The following is a 24,434-nucleotide window of genomic DNA, read 5'->3' as shown; positions in this document are numbered from 1 at the left end:
TATTTTCAATCAAAAATCGTTATGTCTTCTCTGGATTCTTTTAAAGAAACATCTTTATAGTGAAGGGGAAAGACATTCATTTTTTATAAAAGGGATAAAATTTTTTTATGGTTTCTCCGTTTTGGGAAGTCGGCAACCTCAGTGTATTCGAAGCTGTCGGCAGATTAGAAAATTTAACTCTTGCCGCGCGTGAACTGGGAATGACTCAACCTGCTGTCAGCTATCAAATAAAGCGTATAGAAGATCAATTAGGTGTTGCGTTATTTGCGCGCCGTGCAAGAGGCGTCGAACTTTTACCAGACGGCCGTATACTTTTAGAAGCTGTACGACATGGACTTGAGGGTATCGACGAAGCGATGCAGCAAATCTTGCGTAAAAAGCGAACACCCGGTCTTCGCATTGCAACCGATTACGGTTTCGCAGCGTTTTGGCTGATGCCGAGGGTAGCGCAATTCCGCTCTAAACATCCAGATGTGGATGTTCGTATTACCGCATCGTCCATGCTCCAGCCTTTAGATAACAAAGAATCTGATATTGCGATTTTGTTTGGCGCTCGCGAAGATTTTCCCAAAAATTCCATCCCATTTATTCCAGAGGCAGTTACTCCTGTCTGCTCTCCAGCATTTCTCCGCCAACATGGTCCATTTCCCAACGGAAAAGGACTTAAATCATCGGCGCTCTTGCATCTCGACACATTGCAAGGTGATCGGTGGTATACGTGGCAAAGCTGGCTTAACAAGATCAACGAAGAAATCGACGACAGAAACTACGGACTGATCTTTAACACTTATAACTTGGTTCTGGAGGCGGCCATCGCAAATCAAGGAATAGCGCTTGGCTGGTCAGGTCTTATTGACGGCGCCATCAAACGAGGCCAATTGGTTCCTGCATGTGATATTACCATTACTAGCACTAAGGGCTATTGGCTCGTGTGGAACCCCGAAACTTTTGATCATGTACAAACTTTGTGCATGGAATTGCTCAACGAGAGTATCTAATACCCCCCCTATTAAGCGCAGACAAAACAATGGCCAGACATACTTAGAAATGTCTAGGTTTCTTATCATGTCATGCTTTTCTACTGACCGGTTTCCAAATTGGCGTAATAATTTTTAATAAGCAGGCTGTAATTAGCGATCCCAGAATGAAGCCAAAAACACCATCCGCGAATGCTGTTACCAGCCAGCTCGTTGCACTACGAAGGCTCAATGTTACTTGACCTGCTAAAATCGTGGAAAAAGATGAAATCCAAGCAAACGGCTGGTGAATGCCAAGCTCATGCAAACCATGAATAAATATATTACCACCTACCCAAAGCATAGCTGCAGTGCCAATAACTGTCAATAGGGCAAGCAATTTCGGAACACCTTTGACGATCCATCGCCCAAATACTCTTGTAACATAAAAATATCCTTTTCTTGCTAAGAATACGCCAAAATCGTCAATTTTAACAATAAATGCAACAACTCCATAAACCATAACAGTAATAATTATACCTACACATATTAGCGTAGCCAGCTCTATCCAAATTGAATCTGTTTCAATCATAGAAAGAGCTAAAGTCATAATTTCCGCTGAAAGAATAAGATCTGTTTTTATAGCACCCGCAACACGCTTTTCTTCAAGAGCGGTGGGATCATTCTCTTCACTCTTGCTGTGTCCATCATGCTCTTCAGTCAGAAAAAACTTGTGCCAAACCTTCTCAGCACCTTCAAAACATAGATAAGCGCCACCGATCATAAGTAGCACCGTTATTGCGACTGGTAAGAAATAATCTAGCGCCAAAAGCGCAGGTATCAAAAGCGCTTTATTCCGCAAGCTTCCTAGCGCAATTCTTCCAATCATAGGCAGTTCACGCGCCGCGGCTATTCCGACAACGTAATTCGGCGTCACGGCAGCATCATCGATCAATACACCAATGGTCTTGCTACCGGCTTTCATAGCATTAGCGGATATATCATCAACAGACGCTGCCGCAATTTTTGAAATTGCTGCCACGTCGTCCAGAAGGGCTAACAAGCCACTCATTGATTTTTCTCCGCTATATTAAATGCCAAAAATAATATAACCGATTTGGATAAAAATCAGCAACGCGCTGGTATCGGAATAATTGCAACTACATCTCACGTAAATGACGTGCTTCTTCTGACAATGAATACAGTGGGCCAGAAAACTCACTCTTCAAACCAGTCGGCAGGAATTCCATTTTAACACCGCCGCCGTTCAATTCCATTCGGACAAGTTTTAATCCAAACCCAATTCGCTCGGGTTTAGTCACCTGAGGACCATTTGCTTCTACCCATCTAAAAATCAGTGGGTCGACGTCATCTCGATTAGCAATGTCGATCTCGATGCGTGCGTGGCACCGGCTGATTTCAGCAATGCGTTTTTGATGGTGGTTTCAAATTTGCTGTGGGTTTTAGCATAACGAACCGCCGCTTGCTTCTGAGTATCACCCAAAAACTCGGTCAATTCTCTTTTGCCAATGGTTGCTCTCAGTTCCTCGGAAACCCGCCGACGATATCGGAATGTTCCAGCAGCGGTCTTCTGAACGTATTTCAAGATAAGCCCCATGTGTATCCCTCAGCGTACCGCGCTGTGTACTGAAAGGAAGCCTTAGGCATTGAAAATACTGAGAAATAAGCAACCTCTGAAGAGAAGTGGCTCCCCGGGCCGGATTATTCAGGGAAATCGAACCAAACTCTTTTATCAATAATTTCAATTATATATGCAACTTAGTTACCTTCAATAACAACCTAAATGTAACCCAAAATGTAGCCTGTATTTTCAGTACAAATCAAGCCGTTGACACGCTCCTAAAATTAGAACACAACAAGAACATTAGCAAATGTTAATAAGCTATGGAGTATGCCATGAATGGAGTATTGCAAAACTACGACGCCGAGATTGATCTGATATTAGCTTACCATAAGGGGGACGTGCGTGCGTCAATCGAATCACTGCTCAAGGATCGGGAATTTCTGATCAAGGAAGTTGAGTACGCGGCCATTGCTGTCACCCACGGCAAACGCACCAATTCTTTTAAGAGGGCGGCTTAATGAAGACTTTCCAAGTAGCTCTTCCTGAAGCGTACGCACTGAAGTGTGCTCGACGAGAAGTTCATAGAGACGCCGGTCGCCTTGGCGCCCATCTACCTCATCGCATGGCGCGTAAGGCTGGAATCGACTTCTGTGTATTTAGCTTCCCATCAGAAAGGCGAATGAGCGTCTTTATGAATCGCCATGGCGGTAAGCCTTTGGATGATGGCAATTGGGACCAAATCGTCGTTCGGTAAAACGTATGGCAAGACCACCTACCTATGAAAAGATCACTGCTTTCACATGTCTAGCCGATTTAGAGCCGTGGGCTATGCTTTGCGGACTATGTACGAGGTGCGGACACGTTAGCGACATTAATAAAAAATCCATCGGGCGCAAAATTGCTGCGCACGACCCATTGAAAACTCATCAATGGAAGCTGCGCTGTGAAGATTGCACCATGAAGGGTGAAAGCGAATTCGTAGTCTATCGAGCGCCGAGGTAAAGAATGTCAGGATATAAAGCTGATAGTGGTGTCGCAGTAACAAGTGGTGGCAAGTTTGAGCATTGGTGCGATGCTGACGGCTGCAAAGCTTGGGGCACATACGGATACAAAACAAAATATGGACAGCTTTGGTTCTGCTGCGAGCACCAGCAGCAAGGCGAAGACGCGTTAGCTGGACGGCGATAAACTGCGCCCTATTCTCTTCGGAGCAGGAGGAGCGCATGTGCAATCTTTATAATTTAACCACCACACATGAGGCTATGCGCCGTCTTTTCCCAAAGTTTGGCGATGTGACGAATCGCGTTGATCCTCAATTGGATGTGTACCCAGATTATCCCGCTCCTGTGCTGCGAAATATAGCAGACGGTGAGCACGAGCTTTCGCATCTTCGCTGGGGAATGCCTACGCCGCCAATGTACGTTAAGGGCGAAGCCGACAGCGGCGTGACAAACATACGCAACCTCACCTCTCCTCATTGGCGGCGCTGGCAGGGCATTGAAAGTCGCTGCGTTGTGCCCGCCACTTCATTCTCAGAATACGGGCAAGAACCCGACCCAAAGACAAAACGCAAACCATTACACTGGTTCGCTCTGAACGAGGAAAAGCCGCTCTTTGCCTTCGCTGGCATTTGGACGACTTGGAAAGGTGTGCGGAAGAAGAAGGAAGGCCTAGTTGAAGTTGATATATTCGGCTTCCTGACAAGCGAGCCCAATGCCGTGGTCAAGCCGGTCCATCCCAAGGCGATGCCAGTAATCCTGCGCACGACAGAGGAAATCGATACCTGGTTAAGTGCGCCATGGGATGAAGCCAAGAAAATGCAGAAGCCATTGCCTGACACTGACTTGATCGATCTAACGCCAAGCAATGACAATGACGGCCAGCCTAAGCTGTTTTAGGAATTTAATTCCTCAAGAATGAATAGTTTATCCTATCTGCGTCAAAATAAATTAGGTTTCAGCCGAGGAACCAAGAGCATCCAAGAGCGTTGACTATCCATGCAGGGGCATAAACTCTAATGGAGAGAAAAATGCCAACTTCCAAGGAAAAAACCCTCGACGATCTGTTCTACGACACGCTCAAGGACATTTATTACGCCGAGCGAAAAATCGTTAAAGCGTTACCAAAGATGGCAAGGGCGGCTGTAGCGCCTGAACTCAAAACAGCATTCGAAAAACATAAGGAACAAACTCAGGAGCACATTGAACGGCTTCAGCAGGTGTTTGAACTTCTCGGCAAGCGCGCTCAGGGAAAAACCTGCGATGCAATTGAGGGGATTATCGCCGAGGGCGAAGAAATTATCGACGAATTCAAGGGTACAAAAGCGCTTGACGCCGGGCTCATATCGTCCGCACAGGCTGTCGAACATTACGAAATTACACGATACGGCACGCTCAAGCGCTGGGCCATTGAACTAGGTCATAAAGATATAGCTAAGCTTCTCGATGCAACACTCCAGGAAGAGGGTCAAACCGATCATGATTTGACCAAACTGGCAGAAACCAAAATTAATTTGAAGGCTGCCTAACTTCTTGAACCCCGCTTCGGCGGGGTTTTCCCATTTCAGGAGTGATTAAATGAATAAAAAGAAAAGCCCATGGTCAGACCATGATCTTCATCGTGAGCACCAAGCGACTGACCCTTCGCCAATTGAACAAAGAGATCATCAGGAAAAGCCTACGCACGAGCAAACCAATGCTCCAGGTAATCCGAAGAAAAAGCTGCCGAATGAGCCCTATCCAGATCGATCAAAGGATTGATAGCTTAAATAAGTTTAGCAATCACTGAAACCTTTTACTGACTAACGAGTTTTGTCAAAGAGAGAGTAAATCCCGACACATAATATGCCGGCCAGCCGGACACTGTTACTATTTAAAGGAGATAACCAACATGAACTCCATCATCTATTTAGTGGGACTAGTAGTCATTGTGTTGTTCATCCTCTCTTTTCTGGGATTACGTTGATGGTAGATCCAACTGTCGTAGAAAACGCACCTGATCGCAGCTATGTCGATTGGGCGGCTATTTTTGCTGGAGCAACGGTCGCATCAGGTGTAATGGTTGTTCTGACCACATTTGCTGGTGGACTTGGTTTAAGTTCGTTCTCCGTCGATGATGGAGGAGACATTAGTGCAGTTTGGCTAGTGATTACTGCCCTTTTTATTATCATATCAATGGTAGCTTCTTATATGCTCGGTGGTTATATCACCGGAAGAATGCGCCGCCCGTCTGGAACGGCAACGCGCGATGAAGCAACCGTTCGAGACGGATTGAATGGCCTAGTGGTTTGGGGCCTTGGTACAATCGTATCTGCTCTCATGCTTATCAGCGTTATTTCAGGCGGTGCGAAAGCTGTTGGAAGTGCCGCTGAAACAGCAGTCCAAACCGCAGGCACTGTTGTTGGCGGTTCAGCTCAAGGAGCTGGTCAGTTGGCAGGTGGCGTCATTTCAGGAGCTGGACAGGCAGTATCAGGTTTGGCTCAGGGTGCAGGACAAGCTGCCGCTCCATCTGTCGAACAGATGCTGCCTCAAGGATTGAAAACCAATCCGTTAGATTACCTCACCGATACTCTGCTACGCACAGATAGCCAAGGTAACTCTGTTGCCGGTCAGGAAACGCAGAATTTGGCGGATTTTCAGCGGCAGATAAGTGGTATTCTTGGAAACTTGCTTACCACTGGTGAAATCTCCGATACAGATCGCGCATGGCTCACCAATCAGGTTGCCGCTCGAACCGGCTTAAGTCAAAACGATGCTCAAACTCGTGTAAACCAAACGATTGAACGCGTTCAGACTCTGCGCACTGACGCTCAAAAGAAGGTTGACGAAGCTCAAAAGACACTTGCTGACATACAGGCACAGGCTCAAAAAACGGCAGAAGAAGTAAAAGCTAAAGCAGCAGACGCTGCTGAAAAGGCTCGGATAACTGGCATTCTCACTGCATTCCTTCTTGCAGCATCTGCACTTGTTGCCGCAGCTGCCGCATATATCGGAGCCGTACACGGTGGTCGTCATCGCGATGAAGGCAGAATTTGGGGTGGCTTAGCTTACCGCAAGTAAGATCCGACGATTAATAAAAATTGAGAGCAGGGCTTCGGTTAAATCCGAAGCCCTTTTCTTTTCGACTGTGGACTACGAGGATACTACCGGTGCCGGGAGGGACGGCGTTTATTGCGCCCGTTTTCGTTCCACAGCCTTCAACCGCTCGGCAAAGAATATGATCTTGTTCAGATCATACATTCGGCTGGCCGCGTCCTTTTCGCCAAATCGATAACAAGCCTTAAAGATATTCCCGAGCGCAAAGGACATGCCCTTGTGTTCGATCAGATCATTGAGCTCGCTCGCGCCCTCGGGCAGCTCGTAATAGCTGGTGGAGCCGCCGTCACTCACAACCATCACACATCCTCCCTCACCTTACGCTTCGGCTCTTCGAACTTCTCTGTCACAGGCCCGTCAGCAAGCAGACCGCGCAACGCTGACAACTTATCTTCCACAAGCGGCCGGAAGCGTCTCGCGGCAAAAGGCGGGTTTTCATAACCAAACTGCGGGCAAGTTCCGCGATCGACGCTCTTGAGGCGTACGCCGATGTAGGAGCCATGAATATAATGTTCGAAAGGTCCGATCCACTCGATTTCGTAAATCTCGCCTTCCTTCACCTCAAGATATTGCTCAAAGCCAACGACTGAATCGATGCAGACCACTTTCTGGCCAACGTGGAATTGGTTCATGCTGCTGCTCCTGTATCAATGCGACTGCGGATCTGTGATATGGCCTTCACTATGTCGAAATGCCCTTGCCTTTGCGCATCTTTCCAAACGGACTTTGCTACATCCGCGCAACGCTGGCGCTCTGCGAGGATGGCTTTGGCGACATTGTTAATGCGGTCTTGCGCCGTCGTTGGACGTAAGCACGCCTTTTCTGCTGCGGCCATAATGTCTTCTGGGATCGTCATGCGGATTCCTCTGATGCATATAGGTCTTCGGCAGTGTGACCAGCCACCATGTGAGTGCGCACCAACTCCTCGACACACGCCGCTTTCTCGCTTTCCTTGTAAGAGCGGCCAAATGTTATTCCGCTTTCATGCCTTTGCGGCGTGTAGCTTCCAAACAGCCATTTGTATTCGATCGCAGAACGAAGGGCGTCTAATTCCGACACAGTGTATGCTCGCTCAGTCATGCTGCTGCCCTCGCATCAATGCTTCGATACTCAACTGTCACATCGTGCTGCATCGCTTGAACTAGCCCCTTTCTCATTCCACCGCTGATACCACGATCAGTGTAAACAACGCATTTCGTTGCAACGCGATACCAGGCAAGGCCAGCCTCAATGCCCAACGACCGTTCATCAGGCTGCGTGTCATCCAGCACTTGAGTATGTAGCAAATGGCTGGCAATCGGTGCCTCACCTCGTTGCAGGCTGTCTAGAAGGCAAGCTCGTGCATATGCGGTGTTGGCTTCCACATCGCCGCTGTAAGGCGTTTCGATGATGACGAGGTCGGCAGGCTGTTTCACAGGCGCGAGATTGAATATCCACGGCACACTATGCCAGACGCCGTGCTCGTCTTTTGAGCTAAGCGTTATGCCGCTGGCACCGAATGTAATGCGCGTAGCCGACTCCGCTATGGGACGCCCTTCAACAGCTGCACGCGCAGCTTTGTCTTCTGCTTCTTCAAGCATATTCACTCCTCATGTTGTGGTGAAACGCCGCTTGGTGGGCGGCGTGGGTCGTTAAGCGGCGACCCGTTTCAGAGTTACAGTGAAGCTTCCCACGTCTAATCCGCCCGTTGTAACGCCTGTCAGATCTATAGTGGCCTCATCACCGACGCGAAGACTTTCATGCATCGCGCAGCATAATGAGATCGCTGCAACGGTCATCGGAGTTGACTTGCCTCCACGTTGCGATGCGACTTCAGCCAATTGGTTATTTATTCGCATGGGCCATGACTTCGCATAATAGGTAACGTTCGGAGTAAGATTGGCCGCCCTAGTCAGAATCCATCGTACAATTTTTCTCAAGCCACCCTCCTCTCGCTTGCCGCATTGTCATTCGCAGCCTGATATTTTCCTGCGACCATCTCGGGCCGAAGAATGTCGCGGCCGACTTCGCCGAATTGCTTGCTGTAGGTAATCCGCTTCGCTGATCTGCCCGACAGCCAGCCGCCGCCAGCTGCATAAGCGTCTGGTGCCGCCAGCGTTTCATGCTGCTCGACGTACATCAGAGTACCTTTTCTTGCGTCGTCGCTGTGTCTGTGTCCGATATGCACATAAGCTTGTAGCGAACGTCCAAACATCCCACGGAACATGCCAGCAATCGTGCCCTCGATATTTGCGACACCTCGCTTGTGCCCGTGATGATAGGCAAGCATCGTGCTGCCCCACTCGAATGCGTAATAGAGTGACGGTGAATTATCGACAGTGATGCGCGGCTCGTTTTCATACATAACGGCCAGCATTTCGCGCAGCCATGCAGATGAGGCCGGGTCGTGATTGCCCGAAGCCATCACGACATGAACGCGCTCGTGCTTCTGCAACAGCATATCAATGATGCGCCTGATTGTGCGGATCACAATACGAATGACTTTTTGAAGCCTGCTGTCGGCGTCCAGGACATGCTTGTGGGCGGGCGTGACGCTTTCAAGCGCATCGTGATGCATAAGGTCGCCGAGCTGCGCCAGAATTGCGGTGTGAGCGTCAGGCGCTTGCGCTACAGCGGCAGAGAACCAATCCAGCAATAGCTGCTCGGCAATCCGCAGATCGTAATCGCTGCCAGTCTCTTCGCGCCACGACATCATTCCGAAATGGTTGTCAGTGATTGTGAACTGATTCAACAGATCCTCGCGACATCCCTTCGGTGCCGGCATGATCGAAACACGGGGCAAATCCTCTTTAAGCGCTTCAACCATGGCCGTGATTGCGGCTCGCAGTTGGTCGGCGTCCGCACGCTCTATGATGTGCTGCGTAACGATCCGACCTTCGCTGTTTACGAGAGTCGTCTTGCCTTTCACCGCCAGACCGGCAGTCGCCTCATAAACAGGGCCAGCCTCTTTCGTCTGGCGCATGTATGTGCCGTTAGGCGTCTCGGTCAGGCTTTTGATTGCATAGCCCGGCAGCGTTTCTTTCGGGCCCATCAAGCCAAGCTCAGCCGCGCGTTTGATGCTGTCGTGAAAAGCAGACTTCTTGACGCCACAAGCCGCAGCGGCCTTTGTTATAGTGCCGTGCTGCTGATACGCAGCAACACGGCGGGATAGTTCTTGTTTTGAGAGCATTTAGTGTCCTCTGGCAGCAATCATGGCGTCGGCGTATTCGCAGGCTATGATGCCAAAAACCTGCATAATAGAGACGCTGCGCACCTTGGCTATCTTGTCAAGAATAGAAAGATCGGCGTTTTCGATTAGCGCCGGAAGTGCTTGCCCAGCAAAATGATCACGCAGCGTCATGCCATGGCTGGCCTCTGGACCTTTCCAGTCGCCGTTCCAGTCTGGTGAAGGAAAGGCGTTACCACCCGTATTTGCGCGCGCACCCGCGCCCTGTGCCTGTTCACACATACAGTCTCCTCGTGTTGGTTTTGTTCTGCTTGGCGGCAGAGTCGGATTGGTTGTCCGACGCGAAGGATGGAAAGGGTCTCGAGACAACATGTCAAGAGACATTTACACAATTTTCATTGTGGTGGAAGTGAAAGGGGCGTCAAGTGTGTCGACGAAATAACGGCAGCAAGTCCCTAATTCTCTGAGTGGCAAATACCGCAGCTACCCGACTTTCCAAAGATATTCTTTCGCAATTTTTAAAATAATTAAAGAATAAATACATGTAAAAAATCTAACTACGATTGTCACCTTAATAACAAAAATAAATATAATTTGACAAAAACAAAATAAATCTTTATTCATTATTTATCGATATTTTCTTGATGTGTTTTGCTTATTGCGCGTTTAGCAACGCGCCCTGAACGAACCCCCTTTTAAAAATCGTTATCAATTTGCGTCACGCAAATGCGTGCTGCTATCTTTATTGCTAAGAAAGGGTTCATTATGAGCACTGGCACAGTTAAATGGTTCGATTCCACCAAGGGATTCGGCTTTATTCAGCCTGATAATGGCGGCCTCCATGCGTTTGTTCACATATCTGCTGTCGAGCGCGCCGGAATGCGCGAACTCATCGAAGGCCAGAAAATCGGCTACGATCTGGAACGCGACAGCAAGTCGGGCAGGATGTCGGCTGGCAACCTCCAGGCTGCATAAATATTATCCTTCTTTCCTTTGACCACGGATGTACTGGCACTGTTGAAAGAAGTTTGCTTTAGAGGTCAGGCAATGACCTAACCTTTTTTATTTAAAAAGGAATTCTTTTATGTCCATTGAAATGCAACCAACCTACACAAAAGAGACACTATTTAAGCCAACCTCATCTGTTAGAGAGTCGATCGCGGAAAGAATAGATCGTACTGCACGTTCCATTCAGAAGGTCGAGACAGATGCTCGAATTGCAAAGACCTTGCGCCTCAGGAAAGCTCGGATGGAATATGAAGAAACTATTGTTCCTCCAGTGGCAAAAAAGAAGAGGGCGCGTAAACAACATTAGTGAGAAGTACCACGATCCACACGAGATGAAACAATAGCTTGTTTTTTTGATCTGGCGGGAAGTCGCCGCACGATGTTTTACTTAGCTAATGTTGATCCATTACGCGAACTCATTAATTCCTGTCGGGTTACTGCCCTACCCCCTCGCCCGCGTTGTCTTAGGCTGCATGAAGGTATCCAGCCGATCATTTGTTCGATCGATCTTGGAGCCAACGCCGTCGATTGCCTTCATGATCTGCGCTGTTTGCTCAGACATGCCTGCCTTTGTCACATAAGTTTCAGCGACGTGAAGCTTGTGGGCTGCAAGGTCGGCTCTATTTTTGTCTATGCCACCGTTTAAGCGATACCAAAAACCACCGATTGCGCCGAACAGCATCACCATAAAGCCGACAGCCCCCATAATTTCGGCTCCAGTCATTTCGTTTTACCCATCAGTTCGTTCATTGCAGCATTCCTCAAGGCCGTACCCCGCACAGCTTTTCTATTTTCTCATTCTCGGCCAGGATCTGGCGCTTGGTTTCTGATGTGTCGTTGTGGCTGGCATAGATCGCCCGCGCCACGTCGCAGTAATTACCGCTTGTCGCGCATCCACTTAGCAAGCCGAGCGTCAACAGCGCTGTCATCAAGACGGCTGACTTCATTTTCTATCTTCCGTGCTTTGGTTGCCGATTGCGCGTCTCGTGCGGTCTGCGCTGTTCTGCTGTCAGACCGGCCTTTCAGATACGCGCTGACAAGGACGGCCAGCGCCGCGCTAAGAGCAACGGCATAGCCTGTCAGTTTGGAGCGGAGGGCTAAGAGGAAGGTCATGTCTGCTCTCCTGTAAGAAGCAAGGACTTAGAGCCGTCGCATTCGCGGCGGATCAGATACCCGTCGCGTGTTTCGGTGATGTCTTGCGCTAGAGTTAGCCTCGCATGGGTCCAACGCTGTACCTTCCCATCAATTGCGACTTCTGCAGTCTGCGCTTCAGCGTCGTATTCAATTACGATTTTCACGCCGCCACCCTCTTCAGTTCCAGCCTGCCTGTATGCCAGAGCCAAAAGCCGCCACCCAATGCCACCACGATTAAGGCTACAGTCAGAAATGCCCACGGATTTGAAACCGCACCAATAAGGCCGGTCACAAACGTACCGCCGCCGGCTGCAACAATGGTCTGCACCGTCTTGTCCTTGAGCAAAGGCACGTCGTCTGGCTTGGCGTCATCAGGAGCAGCGGCTTTCATTTCGCGCGCAGCGGTCAGACTGTCGAGGAAGTTGCGATAATACCCAGCGATAAGCGTGGCCTTATCGGTTCCGTTGACGATGACTCGCGCGCCTTCTGGATCTGCTTTGCCATCGCCAAAATAGTCACTCAGTTTGCGGCCGGTGAACTTGCCCAACACCATGCCTTCAAAGAGGATGCGGATTGCCGTGGCTAGCTCCAGCGCTTTCTCAGGTGCATCAGCAATGCCGAATTTCTTGTAATTATCCTTGCCGGTGATCTGAGGCAGACCACGTCCGCGATAGGTCCAGCCGTCGTTGACATCGTTGTTCCCCATGCGACCGCCGTAGACCTTGTTAGCAAGGGCTTGCGGGTTCTTAACATAAGGCTGGGCTGCTGCGATGGACGAAAAGCGCTTCGGCCATGTTTTCCGAATTTGGGCCGCACTTGTGTAATTCAGATTCTCGACAACAGGCTGCATCTTGCCGCCGGTCTCATGAAAGACGGTCGCCAGAATATAAGAGATTTGCTCGTCGGGCAAATTACGGCGCTCGGCTTCGGCCAAGATAGCCGATGTGCCATCAACCTGAGCCTGGCTCAAACGGCCGCCAAAAGGCGCGCGCCTCGCATACGCGAAGAACGTTGTTTTGTTCATTTGATTGTCCTTGAATTAGCTAAGCGAAAGCCCCGCCGCATTGATGCGTCGTGTCTCGGAGCTTTCCTTCCGGCAAAAGAAAAGGCCCGTAATGCAGGGCCTCAGATTATTAGTACTGTCACCCCACCACATTACCCTGCGCCAGCGTGACGGGGATAGGCGCGCATGAAGACCGCCTCATAAGGCGGCGCGGTCGACTAGATCAATTGTGGATGGCTTATGGTGCCAGCAGTTCAGCCGCTCTCTCTGCGCCAAAAAGCTCGTTTGCTATCTGATCTAGAAGCGGCCAAAGCTCATGGTCTGATCGGAATGTTGCGGCTGTCTCAAATATCTTACGCGTGCGGAAAGGCTGCGTCGCCATCGCTTCCGCCACTTGTTTGGCCTCAGCTTCCGTCATACGCTCCCAGAGGGTGACGGCTGGAAGGATTGTAATGGGATCAACTTGCGGCGGATCGTAAACAACCACCTCGCTACCATTCCACTTGCGCAAACCGGCGTTGTTGATGAATTCTAACCACTGCTCGTCTGTCAGACGGATGGCGTTTTCAGGAATTCGACAATCGGGATTTGGACCCATTACGGGAGTAAAACCAATAACAGGTGCAACCGGATGAGGATCATCTTCAGTTGCTTCCGGCTTCTCACCATAAATCGGCGTTTCCGAGATTACGATTTCTTTGTATCCGAGGATCTCCTCGGAAAAGAAGGCTTCAGGAAACCCATGCTCATCAAATATCGCAAAATTTGTCATGTTAATTTCCTACCGCCCAAAAATTCACTCTCACAGTTCCATTTGCAGGAACCCCGTTACATGCAAAACCTATATTATTGTTTGCTTTGCTAAATGTCACAAATGTTCCTGCTCTAGCGTTTGCAACGCCCCAATCACCGTTTGATAATACATGTGTAAAGTGATTGTTAGGAAAAGTAGTCGGTAAAACTATTGTTCCGGCACTACCAGTGTTTAAGGTTACTATAGGTCTACCCCATTGGATTATTAAATCGTTAGGTAATCGACACCAACCGTTATCACCGTTAAATCCTTGCGTGAAGTCGTTTGCTGATAAACGTAACCAATTCGTCCAAACATTATTATTGCACACCCTTCTGTATGTGTCCGCACCATTTGAACGATCGAAGAAAATTTGTGTTCCGTAACCGGAAATCTGAAACAAAGTTAACAACATACCAACATTTGATGTTGGTTTATTTAGCGCAGTTCCTCCAGCGTAAGACCATCCACTAGACTGCACAGAATTACAATCGGTAACAGCGTTTGTTTGAGCGGCTCTAATTCTTTCGGGAATTTGCGCTTCTGGAACAGTTCCCAAATCACTATAGACCTGAGAGCCGGACGACCTTCCTAGCAACGTCCTTGCGTATGAAGTCAGATTAAACGTATCAACCGTTCCGGCACCAGTGAAATAAATTCCTTTGTCGGCGGCACCTGTCAGACCCGCGATGGATTGAAGATTGCCGTTGCCCAAAAGTTCAATCAGTGTGGTTGTCTGCGCAGTCACACGCGCACCGTCTGGCAGATAGCGAGCGCGGTAGACTGCGTTGGTCAGCGTTGTTCCTGTCCACGGCGAGGTCAGTGTCAGCGATGTATCACTGTTGACACTCGCAATGACAGCGGTCAGGTTCTGGATTTGAAGTGTGTCACCAGACTTGAAAGCTGCGAGTTGAAACGCCGTCCCTGATCCGGTCACATTTGTTGAGCCATTGGCGAGTGTAATGGTGCCACTGACATAATCAGGCAATACAGCCATGAGTTACCTCCCCGCGTATTCATGCGGTGCGAATGATTGAATTTTGATGATTAGCGGTTCCAGATCAGGGCTTTCAAAGCGCCCGATGCGTTAATGCTGCCGGTTCCTGTGCCATTCCATACAAACATTAGTCTGTAGACATTTTGACCAACCACGGCAGAGCTATCGATAGCCATTGAGTTTCCGTTAAAGGACTGTCCCCCATTCCCATACTGTTGAGTGAATGAACGAAGCACAGTGTTTGTGGTTAGGTTTTCCAGTCTGATCGTAACGGTATTGCTACCGCCAGTCGTCGTGAAGGAAGTGGTAAATTGACAATCTATGAGAGCTGTATTTCCCTGGCCACTTGTCGTGTTCAATGTGACGAAAGCACCCGCAGCCGAGGCGGAACCAGAATTGGAATAGGAACGCGTGACGGCGTTGAAGTCGAGGTTGCTCGTTCCGACGATCAGATTATCGACAACAGCCGTACCAATCTGCGCCCATGTGATTTCAACATTATGGATTTTTGCCCAATCCATAACAAAGGCATCGCCATACATCACACCGTCTTGGATCACGAAGGGTTTGAAGTAATCTTCGCCATTCGTGAAAACGATCTGCTCTGCAATCATGGCTATCCGAGCGCCCGATGCATTGGCATCAAGAAACAGCCCTGCACTTTTCCAGTCGCCGACCGTCCCGCCCTCAACCTGCATACCAATACGAGAGTTCCAGCCAGACGGTGCGACAGACGTTGCCATGCGGAATGTCGCATTCGCGCTGACATTATTGACGACCGCCGTCAAACTGGTGATTGCATTTGTCTGGGCCTCAATCTCATCCTCAACACCATCAACACGTGCCTGTAAAAGTTGGGTAATACTGGCGCCAGTGCTGTCCCACAGCTGCGCGTTTATAAGGGTTAGTTGCTGACCAATCGCACTGTTTGGGCCAGTTGCAACGAGGATCTCTTCTTCCCATTGTGCCTTTGCATTGTTGAAAGTGCTGGTCAGTTTCCTGCTAAGGGTTTGGATATTTGAATGGGTCGAGTTGTGATTGTCGGAAGTCAGCGTTGCGAGTTCTTCTGCCTGACGAATGATTTCGCGTAACTGGGGACCGATCCATCCCAAATAGCCTTTCAAATCCTCAGCAAGCCCACTGTAATCGATCGGGTTCTGCTCACTCTGTGCATTCAGTGTTCGGACCTTAATAGCTGTGGACCAAGAAACCGGACGCGTGCCAGCGGCTACGCGTAACCGAGTGCGAACCCACCAATCTGACAAACTGGTAAGGCCGTTGACGATCTGGAAAACAGTCACATCACGCGGCACGTAGGCCGTGAATATCTGGTCCGGGTCATTCTCCGGCCAATACTGGATTTCTACGCCTTCGACTGTCGTGTCAGTGATTTCATCCCAAAACAAACGAATGCCGGGGTGTTCCTGACCGTCATCGCCAATGACCTTGTTCGGCACTGCATTGAAGTTGACAAGTTGCGACTGATAATCTGGCTGTCCATTTGGGACTAAGACAGGCGGATTGGTTTCATAAGCAGTCGGATCAAAGATGCCATCACCGACCTCCTGCCAAGAGATAGAGACATCGCGAACGCTGTCACTCCCCATCGCTCCAAGAGACTTGGAATGGATCTGCATCCTGATTGTGCGATTGTAACGGGCAGAAACCCACTGCACCCATTGCCCGACCTGAAGTGAAAGAAACTTCGGACGTATCGTGAAGCCGCCATTCGGCTGATAGCGCGATGCACGGATTGCAATGTCTGCCAGCCGGTCGCCCACACGAGGGTCGGTGACAGCGGTATAATCAACTTTTGACGCCAGACGCTCCCGATCTTCAGCCAGAGCCACTGCATCAATACGCGTGGTGAGTGAAGTCGTCTCATAGAACAAATCGGGGCTGACATAGGAAGCCGCAACTGTGTTCACCAATTCTGTACGGGTACGTGAAAACGAAACCTGAAACGACTTTTCCCATGCAATGTCATCATCGGTGATCGTCGCAACAATAGCCTGATTTGCACCAACGAGCGGGTATTCGCCTGTTACACCTTCAATCCATGACCCGGCACACGCTTCGCGTAACGGTGTCATATTGGTTTCGTGCGTTACGCCATCGCCAGAGGAAGCGATCAATGCAGCTGTGTAGCGCTTGCTGCCGTCTGGCATGGTTTCATCGCAGATATTCATTGCGGTGAACCATTCAGACAAAGGCAGACGACTTGCTGCCACGCCTCGCCCTACAATCTTTTCAGCGCCGTTAAACAAGCCGCGTTCAAGATTATACATCATGACGGCGTTGTTGTTGCTGAATTCCCATGTGCTTTGATCGTTCCAGCGATGCGAGCCAGAACCGCCGACCGAGCTATCCTTGCGAGGATCGTAAAGCGGTGCGCCACGCACCTCGAACATGAGGTTCGGAACAGATGTGAGATTGTCTACGTCTGTTATAGTCGTGACGATTGCATAGCAAAGGCCGGCGCCGCGATGCGCAGAAGCCCAGCGGCCTGGAGGATTGGCGAAAGCAATAAAAGCAGGACCGGCAGTCTGGTCTAGCGTACCGTGATAGAAGCGCACGAAGCACTGACCGCCGTTTTCTACACCAAGGATACGCTGCCCATAGATGCGGCCTTCGTCGCCCTGCTGATCGGGAGACAGTGATTTCCATTCACCATCCATCTGAAAGCGCAGCAGTTCAAGACAGCGAAAGTCAGACAGCTTGAACACGTCCTGGACAATATGATTGCCCTTGTCGAACGCGTTTCGGTAGACGTGATGGCCCATGGTGCCAAAGATACCGAGCCCGACCTCACGCACGAGGTTTTCGCCGTACTTGGTTTCCGTAGCCGATGCGGATGACTTCGGCGTCTGTTGGAAGATTGAAGTCAGGGCGTATTTAGCCGCAACCAGAAGTCCACCCAGCACGATATTCGCAAGAACCGTACCGCCGAACAGCCATGAACCAAGGCCGACAATGCCCGTCACAATAGAAACAGGGTCCGCCACCGCTGGCGAGGCCAGAAGCGCGAAGAATGCCACCAGAATGTAAATCATCAGGAAACCTTGAAAGCTCGCTCAGCCATCGTGCGTGGCAGGAAACGCAACCCGTCCTCGCCTTTCACAGCGAAGCCATATTCACAGAAGTAGCCGACCGTGTTCTGGTAAATGCCAACATCGCCGCGCCCCGCCATTGCAACCGGGATTTCGGCAAATCGATCAGCCAGAACAGCACCCAAGCTGTCATAGCCACGCTGTTTAATCAGACGATAAGCTCCGGCCGTGCTCTTGTATTTGCCACGAATATCCGCAGCCGGATCAACGCCAGTCATGGCTTCTATCGCGTCACAGGTGGTCAGGAGACAATCAGACTTCCCCCAAACCAAAGGCGTGTTTATGTGCGCCTCCGTGACTGCCACGAGGCGTTTTTCCCATTGCTGGTGCATATCTGTTGCCTTAGTTGGAAAGGGTGTGCTTATCTGCCATCGCACTCATGCGAAGTGGAGCCGCATCGATGGAATTCATTATCAAAGACATTACCAAATTCGATATTGAAAGCGGCATTATTGGCGGGAAAGTCGAATTCAACCTACCCGACGAAGCCGGTGACGTGGCAGTACATCAAGGCATTTCAATTGATCTGCGGATACAATCCCACGACGATTTAACGCTTTCGCAGATCGAAGAGCTTCTTCTGAAAAAAGCGATGGATCAATTACGCGCCGTTGTGTCCAATTACGCAGACACACCAGCACATGACCTTCGTGTGCAGTCAGAGCAGCTTTCATTGACGATATATCCTGATGAATAGGCTTATTGATAAGGCGTGATGTAGAAGTTTTCGCGCTTCACGGTTGAGGCATATTCAAAGAACTTGTCGCCGGGTGAGATAAGCTGCTGATCTTCGTGCGAGGCGGTGCGGTAACCGTCACGGTGGTTTTCCAGTGCTGACGTTTCAATGTTTGCTTTCAGCACCATTTCGCCATCGTCAATCACATGATCAATTGTATCGATATATCCGCGATACATCGGCTCGACGTGAAGTAGTTCACGCGTATCAGGATCGAAGTAAGCATCATACAGAATGACCGTGCGGCCTTTGTAATCAACGCTTTCAATCTCAGCGAGTTTATCCGGCGTCACACCGTAATCCGCCGCTGTCGGCATAGTTATGGTGATTGGCAAAGCCTCCGCGCCCATCTGGTAAGGCGGCTCTTCAATCGCAATAAGCTGGTTCGGAATATAGGTATTGCCGTTCCAGACCAGTTCCGACGATCCATTCCACATGTACCAGAAGCCGGTTCCGAAGTGGAAATCACCAAGGGAGCGCACAACAATGCGCCCCTCTTCCAGCAATTGCTGTAGACGAGTTGGGAAAGCCATAGTTGCTATATTCTTTCTATGACAAACGACTATGTTGCAGAAATCGAGTTTAACAGAGGATATCCAATGAAGCTCATATCTTGTCTGATCGTCTTCATGATCTGCATAGGTGCAAATGCAGCACTTGCAAGCGGACAGCCAGGCCGTGATGAGGCATGGTCTTTGGCTCAGCAGATTAGAAGATGTGTTATTATGCCAATCAAGCAATCAGGTGAGGCAACGATTGAATTTCAATTAAACTCTGACGGTACGGTCACTGATGCGAAAGTCGTAAAATCAGGAAATTTGATCAACTACATCGTTGGTGTATTCGCGATACGAGCAATCAAAAGATGCGAGCCATATAAAACTTCCATATCGGGTCCAATTGTTGTTCCATTTAAGTTTAATGAGAATGAACCAACACGAGCTACTTCGGCACCTCAATCAGTTGGAAAGATGCTGTAGGCCGTGGGCCTTTTGTCATTTGAAAGCTGTCTTTCACCAGACGCGTGTTCATCTCCGGCTGCTTGAACCGCACCGTTGCTCCGGTCGCGATATAAGACGCAATTGGCTGATCGACCTTAACGGTTATTGTCGTGCCGACAGCTGTAGCGCCTCCGCCATAGGCGACCTGCAAGAACTGGCGATAGTCGCCGCTCTTGAGCGAGAACATATCACCGTCCATAAGCTGCAAGCCGGGAGCAACTCCGGTTAATTGAACCGTGTATCCGCCCGTCACAGTGCCGCGTGATCCGGTGCCAGTGATGTGCGCATTATCAGGATCGCCCCAGTATGCACGAGGGATGCAGATATGCTTTGGACGGTAAACTATCGTTTCCATGCCACCCTGCGCCGCTGCAATGAAGGCTTGAAGCTGTACGGCCTCACTTGCCTTCATCGGCAGCGTTTCCATGTCCACGGTGCGATACCGATCAGCATATTCAACGGTCGAGATTACCCGACCGCCGAATTTTGTCTGACTGACAGGAATAGTCAGCTGCGGATAAGAAGGTGCAAAGCGGATATTTGAAGGAAGGTCGATCATGAAAACCCCAATAAAAAAAGCACCGCTGAGGATGCCTAATTTCTAAATTCTATGTTTCAAGCGATTTACAGATCAGTCTTTTTGACAGGTAAAGCTTCGCATTCAAACGATGCGAGCGCTTTAGCCTCATGGATTACGAATTTAGTTCCCGGATATGAACGGGCGTTAAACTCTGCTTCCTCAACTGCATCCTCATAAGTGAGGAAAGCTGAAACGTTCTGAGGTGCTGCGGCAAAGTTGAACTCGCCATCATCATCGCCTGACGGATCGTTCGTAACAAAAAACAGTTTCATATTTACCTCTTTGGGTTGAACTCTCAGACGATAACCTCGTCTTGATGCCTCACGGCTATCCCGCTTAAAGCGATATGCACCGCTCTTGTCATACCTCCCAACTTCCTTCTTGCTTTCCGCCTTCGCTATGTCTTTGACTTTAGCGAGAAGATTGCCCTTCTCATCTACGCTAACGCCAATATCAATTCTTGTTCTGTCCATAACGCCCTGGCGCTGCGGCGCCTGCAAAACCGGCATGGTTGGAGCACGAAGCGAAGCCATACCGCCACCAGCAAGCGCTAGTGATCGTCCACTGTTGATTGCCTCAAGCAGCGCGCGGTTCTGCTTTGTAGCCTTGGCATTAATGACGTATTCGCCATCCGAGAGCATTGCTGGAATACTGTCTGTACGCGGGCCACCGGGGCCACGGATCAAGCCACCAGTTGCAGCTTTGACAGGGCCACCGTCCTTACGGAATAGACCGCCAAAGATTGAGCCCGTTTTACCGAAAATGCCATCAAACAAGCCATCGAATGCGAAGCTTAACAGCTTATCGAGAACCTTCTGGAGCGCATCGGCAAGGGCGTCGGCCATATTCTTCCCAGCAGCAAGATCAGAAACGAGGCCACCCAATGCATCCTTCTCAGCATCGCGCCATTCTTCCGCCTTTTGACGAAGTTCGCCTTGAGCCTCTGCAAGCTTATTCGCCTCAACGGTTGCTAGTGACCACTGTTCAGCAGTTTGCCTGATTTCTTCCTTGAGGGCTGGTGTAAGCTCGATACCGGCCTTCTGAGCAGCATTAAGAAGCTCTTGCTCAGTTCGAGCCATTTCAGCAGCGAAGCCATAGTCGTCAATCAAAGGATTAAGCTGACGCAAAGCCTCGGTTTCAGCGACAAGTGCGGCAGTGCGATCCGTGATGGACTGAAGGTCGCCTTTAGAGAATTTTTCCTCTGGCGTTTCTTTTTCCTTCTTCTCCTTCTTCGGCTTCTTGCCTTCGGCTGACCGTGCCGCATCACCTGCGATATTAGCCTTAGCAATCGTCTCGATCTGCTTTTCTGTTAGCGTAATACCTTCTTTGAGGGCATCATTGCGAACCTTGGCAATCTCGTTTTCAAGTGTGAGTTGGCTTTTACCAAGTGCAGCCCGGCGAAGAGCTTCTTTCTCGTAAGTTCCCGCAGCAATCTCGTTTAAATCGACTTTGATAACGTCATCTTTGGCAGAGCGCCCCATATCGGCACGCGTGTCCGCCAGCCTTGCCTGTAATAAGCGAGCGGCTTTCTCTGCTTCAACCAGCTTACCAACGAAAAGCTCCACGGAACTTGTGAGAGATTCCCAGGCAGGGTTTGCGCGTGTGATGCCGTCAAGCTCTGATGCTAACTTTTGCGCTGTAATTGCACCTGAACGGAACTGTTCGCCAAGTGATCTCACCTTATCGACTTCATCTTGCGGGACGCCTTCAAAACTAACATTTCGAAGATTATCGAACTGATCTGTAACGGTTTGAGTGGCTTGTGCTATTTCTTCCAACGAAAAAGCGATACCGCCCTCAAGCTTCTCAGGGAGTCCGCGGGCGACTTTTCCGCCCGCCTCTTCGACTGCATCGCCTGTGTTTTTTGCAGCGTCCTGAACTTCTTTTAGGGCCGCAGCATAAACTTCTGACGCCTCACTGGCCTTGCCCACGGTGTTATTGTAGAGAATGAGCGATGAGACAACTGCGCCGCCAATAATCATGCCTACTGGGCCAGCAGCTGCGCCAAGGCCACCAAAAGCAGTGGCCAAGCCGCCCATCGTCTGAGCAGCGGCAAGTGCTTTTCTAAATTGACCAAGAGCCGTTATTCCAAGTCCAAGTGTACGGATCATGCCAAGAAGCGATCTACCAACCAAGGCGCCAGCGATAACTCCTGCAAGCCTTAATCCATTGTCAGCAACCTTGTCGAAGTTGTCAGCAATTATGACCAGTGCTTCAGAAATCTTGGCCGAGACACCAGCAGCACTGTCGGCATTGCCAACGTATTGCAACAGAGCATTATTCAGTAGAGTGAAGCCGTCGCCGATGGTAGCAGGCATGTCAGATGCTTCTTGCCGCAGCTTCTCCATCTGGCTCGACAATCCGCGAACAATGTCTTGACCTGTGATTTTACCTTCTGCGCCGAGCTTGCGCAGCCCGCCAACGGTTGTTCCAAGGCCTGCGGCTAATGCTTTAGCAGCACGACCGCCAGAATCAATCACTGTGTTGAGGTTGTCGCCTTGAAGCTTTCCAAGAGCCATAGCTTTGGCAAGAGCATCGATAACTCGTTTAGCTCGATCACCCTTAGCGCCTGACACGACGAGAGCGTTGTTCAACGCTTCGGTGTAGTTCAGAGATTCATCGGTGTTGTAACCAAGTTCTTTCAGTGCTGTAGCATTCGATAGGTAACTCTCAGCAGTCTGCGAAAAATCCAAATAGGTACGCCGAGCCATCTCTCCGAGACGGCCCATAACCTCAGTACCCTTATCGATAGAACCTGCTGCAAGATTAACGCGGGACGTCATATCCGTCCACGTATCAGTCATCTTGCGAAGCTGATCGACACCCAGTGCAGCGCCGATTCCGGCGAGCGGTGCCGTGAGGCCGCTAAACGAGCGCGTGAAAATACTATCCAAATTCTTGTTCATCTGGCGGGCGCGTCGTTCAATCGCATTAAATTGGCGATTAGAAACATCGTTGGCGCGCGCCAAGCTTTTTTCAAACGACTTGAAGTCAGCAGAAAGCTGAACAACCAGACTTTCAAGGTCGGTTCTTGCCATGGTCAACGATGTCCTGATAAGAAAAAAGCCCGCACGAATGCGAGCTTGGGGAAGCTGATGAAATTATTGATTGGTGCAGCCTGCATCGCGATTATCGCGTTCGTTGGCTACTATTTTTGGAATGGGCAAAAAGTTGAACGACAGCAATTCGCTGCCAATTGTCATTCAATTGCGCAGAACGGCCCACCAGATGAGACGCCAAGCGACAAGCGCCTAGCGTCAAAAAGAATTCAAGATTGCGTTGATTTTCTCAAAACCGGCAAACTGCCTACACGGCACTAACGCGCCGTTGCCAGTAATCTACGCCATGAACGCTGCATCCAACCTTCTCAGCTATTTGCCGCTTTGAAAGGCCAGTCCCTAACAACGGAATGATACGATCACGGTAAGGCGCTTTCGGCTTACGTATTGCTTCGTGATCGATTGTTTTGCCGTGATGCACGATTGAAGATTGGTCGCTTCGATTCTCAATCACCATACCGACGACCGCAACAGAGTTTCGGCAAGTGCCGCCATATGGTGATCGGAATCGCGGACCGAGCGCTGTGCGCTCTCCAAACGGTTTAAGATTTATCGTTTCGCGCTCGACTGATTGAATACGCATGCGACCGTCGTGCTCAATCACAACGGCACGTCCATCTCCATCATATTTGTTTACATCAACCCAGACTGGTTCGCCGTCGATTATCATGGCGCACACATTTTGGGGCTTTAGTTCGGGTTGCTGCAAGGAAGCTGCAACCCTCTCTAGCCGGTCGACGTTCTGCTTGAGACGAAGCGCGTCATCAATCTTCGTAGATGTGCGGCGATTGTGCGCCTGCACCTTGACTGGCTTTTCGATTCGTCCAAGTCGGTATTCCATAAATACGTCGATCAGAGCCTTGCGAACTGCTGCGGCTGCAACTGTCCTCGCAAACATGCAAATCAGTAGCGCCTGTGGTTCATTCAAATAATACTCTGTAAAAGCATTGCCGCGATAAGCGCCCCGCCGTGGGGCGCTAGAGCCATACACCTCTATTTCTTCGAGGTTTCTTTCGATAATTTCTCGTATTTTACGCGGTCTAGCAAAGCCTAGAGCCTCGCCGAGACGCACGTCAACAACACGCGGCTCTTTGTCAATTTCGGTATTTAGGTCTGCGACAGAGATCAATCTTCTGGTATCAATTGTTTCGGCTCTGGTCATTTTTTAATCCTTCTGGGGCCAGCGGTGAGGACTGCTACCAACAGCCTCAC

Annotated in this window: 32 protein-coding genes; 11 read left to right on the top strand and 21 right to left on the bottom strand. The window is 49.8% G+C overall.

What is annotated here, in order from left to right; translation table 11 throughout:
* The first annotated feature begins 107 nt into the window (after positions 1–107).
* A complete protein-coding gene (locus H5024_RS17340) occupies positions 108–998 on the top strand; it encodes a LysR substrate-binding domain-containing protein (RefSeq protein WP_187548341.1) in 891 nt (296 codons plus the stop codon).
* Between the two features lie 70 nt (positions 999–1,068).
* Here H5024_RS17340 and H5024_RS17335 read toward each other — a convergent pair whose 3' ends face one another.
* The gene (locus tag H5024_RS17335) at positions 1,069–2,028 is read right to left on the bottom strand and encodes a DUF808 domain-containing protein (protein WP_187548340.1); all 960 of its coding nucleotides are present in this window, start codon (positions 2,026–2,028) and stop codon (positions 1,069–1,071) included.
* Between the two features lie 282 nt (positions 2,029–2,310).
* The gene (locus H5024_RS17330; RefSeq protein ID WP_187548339.1) at positions 2,311–2,574 is read right to left on the bottom strand and encodes a hypothetical protein; all 264 of its coding nucleotides are present in this window, start codon (positions 2,572–2,574) and stop codon (positions 2,311–2,313) included.
* 299 nt (positions 2,575–2,873) lie between these two features.
* Between H5024_RS17330 and H5024_RS17325 the strand changes: the two genes are divergently transcribed.
* The 5 genes from H5024_RS17325 (at position 2,874) to H5024_RS17305 (ending at position 6,599) form a co-directional block, all read left to right on the top strand.
* Complete coding sequence (locus H5024_RS17325) at positions 2,874–3,059, top strand: hypothetical protein (protein WP_187548338.1); 186 nt, start codon at positions 2,874–2,876, stop codon at positions 3,057–3,059.
* Positions 3,060–3,764: 705 nt separating this feature from the next.
* A complete protein-coding gene (locus H5024_RS17320) occupies positions 3,765–4,439 on the top strand; it encodes an SOS response-associated peptidase (protein WP_187548337.1) in 675 nt (224 codons plus the stop codon).
* A 131-nt stretch (positions 4,440–4,570) separates the two neighbouring features.
* The gene (locus H5024_RS17315; RefSeq protein WP_151091651.1) at positions 4,571–5,068 is read left to right on the top strand and encodes a ferritin-like domain-containing protein; all 498 of its coding nucleotides are present in this window, start codon (positions 4,571–4,573) and stop codon (positions 5,066–5,068) included.
* 49 nt (positions 5,069–5,117) lie between these two features.
* Positions 5,118–5,300 carry a hypothetical protein gene (locus tag H5024_RS17310; protein WP_187548336.1) on the top strand — a complete coding sequence of 61 codons (183 nt, stop codon included), beginning with the start codon at positions 5,118–5,120 and terminating at the stop codon, positions 5,298–5,300.
* A 204-nt stretch (positions 5,301–5,504) separates the two neighbouring features.
* Positions 5,505–6,599 carry a hypothetical protein gene (locus tag H5024_RS17305; RefSeq protein WP_187548335.1) on the top strand — a complete coding sequence of 365 codons (1,095 nt, stop codon included), beginning with the start codon at positions 5,505–5,507 and terminating at the stop codon, positions 6,597–6,599.
* 108 nt (positions 6,600–6,707) lie between these two features.
* On the opposite strand, the gene H5024_RS17300 is transcribed toward H5024_RS17305, so the two are convergent.
* The 7 genes from H5024_RS17300 to H5024_RS17270 form a co-directional block, all read right to left on the bottom strand.
* On the bottom strand, positions 6,708–6,929 hold the full coding sequence (locus H5024_RS17300; protein ID WP_247875326.1) for a hypothetical protein: 222 nt from the start codon (positions 6,927–6,929) through the stop codon (positions 6,708–6,710).
* 5 nt (positions 6,930–6,934) lie between these two features.
* Complete coding sequence (locus H5024_RS17295) at positions 6,935–7,267, bottom strand: hypothetical protein (RefSeq protein ID WP_187548334.1); 333 nt, start codon at positions 7,265–7,267, stop codon at positions 6,935–6,937.
* A complete protein-coding gene (locus H5024_RS17290) occupies positions 7,264–7,491 on the bottom strand; it encodes a hypothetical protein (RefSeq protein ID WP_187548333.1) in 228 nt (75 codons plus the stop codon). The genes H5024_RS17295 and H5024_RS17290 overlap by 4 nt, the downstream gene beginning before the upstream one ends.
* Positions 7,488–7,715, bottom strand: a complete 228-nt coding sequence (locus H5024_RS17285; protein ID WP_187548332.1) for a hypothetical protein — start codon at positions 7,713–7,715, stop codon at positions 7,488–7,490. Before H5024_RS17285 ends, H5024_RS17290 begins: the two co-directional genes overlap by 4 nt.
* Positions 7,712–8,215 carry a hypothetical protein gene (locus H5024_RS17280; RefSeq protein WP_187548331.1) on the bottom strand — a complete coding sequence of 168 codons (504 nt, stop codon included), beginning with the start codon at positions 8,213–8,215 and terminating at the stop codon, positions 7,712–7,714. Before H5024_RS17280 ends, H5024_RS17285 begins: the two co-directional genes overlap by 4 nt.
* Positions 8,216–8,550: 335 nt before the next feature.
* Positions 8,551–9,804, bottom strand: a complete 1,254-nt coding sequence (locus tag H5024_RS17275; protein ID WP_187548330.1) for an oxidoreductase — start codon at positions 9,802–9,804, stop codon at positions 8,551–8,553.
* Entirely contained in the window at positions 9,805–10,083 is a 279-nt protein-coding gene (locus H5024_RS17270; protein ID WP_187548329.1) for a hypothetical protein, read from the bottom strand. It abuts the gene before it with no gap.
* A 483-nt stretch (positions 10,084–10,566) separates the two neighbouring features.
* Here H5024_RS17270 and H5024_RS17265 point away from each other — a divergent pair, with 483 nt between their 5' ends.
* Both H5024_RS17265 and H5024_RS17260 read left to right on the top strand, forming a co-directional pair.
* Positions 10,567–10,776, top strand: coding sequence for a cold-shock protein (locus H5024_RS17265; RefSeq protein ID WP_187548328.1), 210 nt, complete (start codon positions 10,567–10,569; stop codon positions 10,774–10,776).
* Between the two features lie 109 nt (positions 10,777–10,885).
* Positions 10,886–11,116 carry a hypothetical protein gene (locus H5024_RS17260; RefSeq protein ID WP_187548705.1) on the top strand — a complete coding sequence of 77 codons (231 nt, stop codon included), beginning with the start codon at positions 10,886–10,888 and terminating at the stop codon, positions 11,114–11,116.
* 135 nt (positions 11,117–11,251) lie between these two features.
* On the opposite strand, the gene H5024_RS17255 is transcribed toward H5024_RS17260, so the two are convergent.
* From H5024_RS17255 to H5024_RS17220, 8 genes are all read right to left on the bottom strand, one after another.
* A complete protein-coding gene (locus tag H5024_RS17255; protein ID WP_187548327.1) occupies positions 11,252–11,533 on the bottom strand; it encodes a hypothetical protein in 282 nt (93 codons plus the stop codon).
* A gap of 152 nt (positions 11,534–11,685) precedes the next feature.
* Positions 11,686–11,922 carry a hypothetical protein gene (locus H5024_RS17250; RefSeq protein ID WP_187548326.1) on the bottom strand — a complete coding sequence of 79 codons (237 nt, stop codon included), beginning with the start codon at positions 11,920–11,922 and terminating at the stop codon, positions 11,686–11,688.
* Positions 11,919–12,107 carry a hypothetical protein gene (locus tag H5024_RS17245; protein ID WP_187548325.1) on the bottom strand — a complete coding sequence of 63 codons (189 nt, stop codon included), beginning with the start codon at positions 12,105–12,107 and terminating at the stop codon, positions 11,919–11,921. The genes H5024_RS17250 and H5024_RS17245 overlap by 4 nt, the downstream gene beginning before the upstream one ends.
* On the bottom strand, positions 12,104–12,967 hold the full coding sequence (locus H5024_RS17240) for a chitinase (protein WP_187548324.1): 864 nt from the start codon (positions 12,965–12,967) through the stop codon (positions 12,104–12,106). The genes H5024_RS17245 and H5024_RS17240 overlap by 4 nt, the downstream gene beginning before the upstream one ends.
* 217 nt (positions 12,968–13,184) lie before the next feature.
* The gene (locus H5024_RS21340) at positions 13,185–13,718 is read right to left on the bottom strand and encodes a hypothetical protein (RefSeq protein WP_247875325.1); all 534 of its coding nucleotides are present in this window, start codon (positions 13,716–13,718) and stop codon (positions 13,185–13,187) included.
* A 1-nt stretch (position 13,719) separates the two neighbouring features.
* On the bottom strand, positions 13,720–14,736 hold the full coding sequence (locus H5024_RS17230; protein ID WP_187548323.1) for a pyocin knob domain-containing protein: 1,017 nt from the start codon (positions 14,734–14,736) through the stop codon (positions 13,720–13,722).
* 50 nt (positions 14,737–14,786) lie between these two features.
* The gene (locus H5024_RS17225) at positions 14,787–17,789 is read right to left on the bottom strand and encodes a phage tail protein (RefSeq protein WP_187548322.1); all 3,003 of its coding nucleotides are present in this window, start codon (positions 17,787–17,789) and stop codon (positions 14,787–14,789) included.
* Positions 17,789–18,178 carry a hypothetical protein gene (locus H5024_RS17220; RefSeq protein ID WP_187545049.1) on the bottom strand — a complete coding sequence of 130 codons (390 nt, stop codon included), beginning with the start codon at positions 18,176–18,178 and terminating at the stop codon, positions 17,789–17,791. The genes H5024_RS17225 and H5024_RS17220 overlap by 1 nt, the downstream gene beginning before the upstream one ends.
* Positions 18,179–18,246: 68 nt before the next feature.
* On the opposite strand from H5024_RS17220, the gene H5024_RS17215 reads away from it, so the two are divergent.
* Positions 18,247–18,543, top strand: a complete 297-nt coding sequence (locus H5024_RS17215; RefSeq protein WP_187545051.1) for a hypothetical protein — start codon at positions 18,247–18,249, stop codon at positions 18,541–18,543.
* 2 nt (positions 18,544–18,545) lie between these two features.
* Here H5024_RS17215 and H5024_RS17210 read toward each other — a convergent pair whose 3' ends face one another.
* A complete protein-coding gene (locus H5024_RS17210; RefSeq protein WP_187548321.1) occupies positions 18,546–19,115 on the bottom strand; it encodes a hypothetical protein in 570 nt (189 codons plus the stop codon).
* Between the two features lie 66 nt (positions 19,116–19,181).
* Between H5024_RS17210 and H5024_RS17205 the strand changes: the two genes are divergently transcribed.
* Positions 19,182–19,562 (top strand): energy transducer TonB, encoded by a 381-nt coding sequence (locus H5024_RS17205; protein ID WP_187548320.1) that lies wholly within the window; start codon positions 19,182–19,184, stop codon positions 19,560–19,562.
* Here the strand turns inward: H5024_RS17205 and H5024_RS17200 are convergent.
* Both H5024_RS17200 and H5024_RS17195 read right to left on the bottom strand, forming a co-directional pair.
* Positions 19,525–20,142 (bottom strand): hypothetical protein, encoded by a 618-nt coding sequence (locus tag H5024_RS17200; RefSeq protein ID WP_187548319.1) that lies wholly within the window; start codon positions 20,140–20,142, stop codon positions 19,525–19,527. The two genes, H5024_RS17205 and H5024_RS17200, sit on opposite strands and share 38 nt — an antisense overlap.
* A 65-nt stretch (positions 20,143–20,207) precedes the next feature.
* Positions 20,208–23,201, bottom strand: a complete 2,994-nt coding sequence (locus tag H5024_RS17195) for a tape measure protein (protein WP_187548318.1) — start codon at positions 23,199–23,201, stop codon at positions 20,208–20,210.
* Between the two features lie 57 nt (positions 23,202–23,258).
* On the opposite strand from H5024_RS17195, the gene H5024_RS17190 reads away from it, so the two are divergent.
* Positions 23,259–23,483, top strand: coding sequence for a hypothetical protein (locus tag H5024_RS17190; protein WP_187548317.1), 225 nt, complete (start codon positions 23,259–23,261; stop codon positions 23,481–23,483).
* Here the strand turns inward: H5024_RS17190 and H5024_RS17185 are convergent.
* The gene (locus H5024_RS17185; protein WP_187548316.1) at positions 23,470–24,384 is read right to left on the bottom strand and encodes a hypothetical protein; all 915 of its coding nucleotides are present in this window, start codon (positions 24,382–24,384) and stop codon (positions 23,470–23,472) included. The two genes, H5024_RS17190 and H5024_RS17185, sit on opposite strands and share 14 nt — an antisense overlap.
* Positions 24,385–24,434 lie beyond the last annotated feature (50 nt).

Origin of the sequence: Ochrobactrum sp. Marseille-Q0166 (assembly GCF_014397025.1) — a bacterium.
Classification (GTDB): Bacteria; Pseudomonadota; Alphaproteobacteria; order Rhizobiales; family Rhizobiaceae; genus Brucella.
Note: the sequence above shows the minus strand (reverse complement) of the source record. Positions and strands in the feature narration are given on the sequence as shown.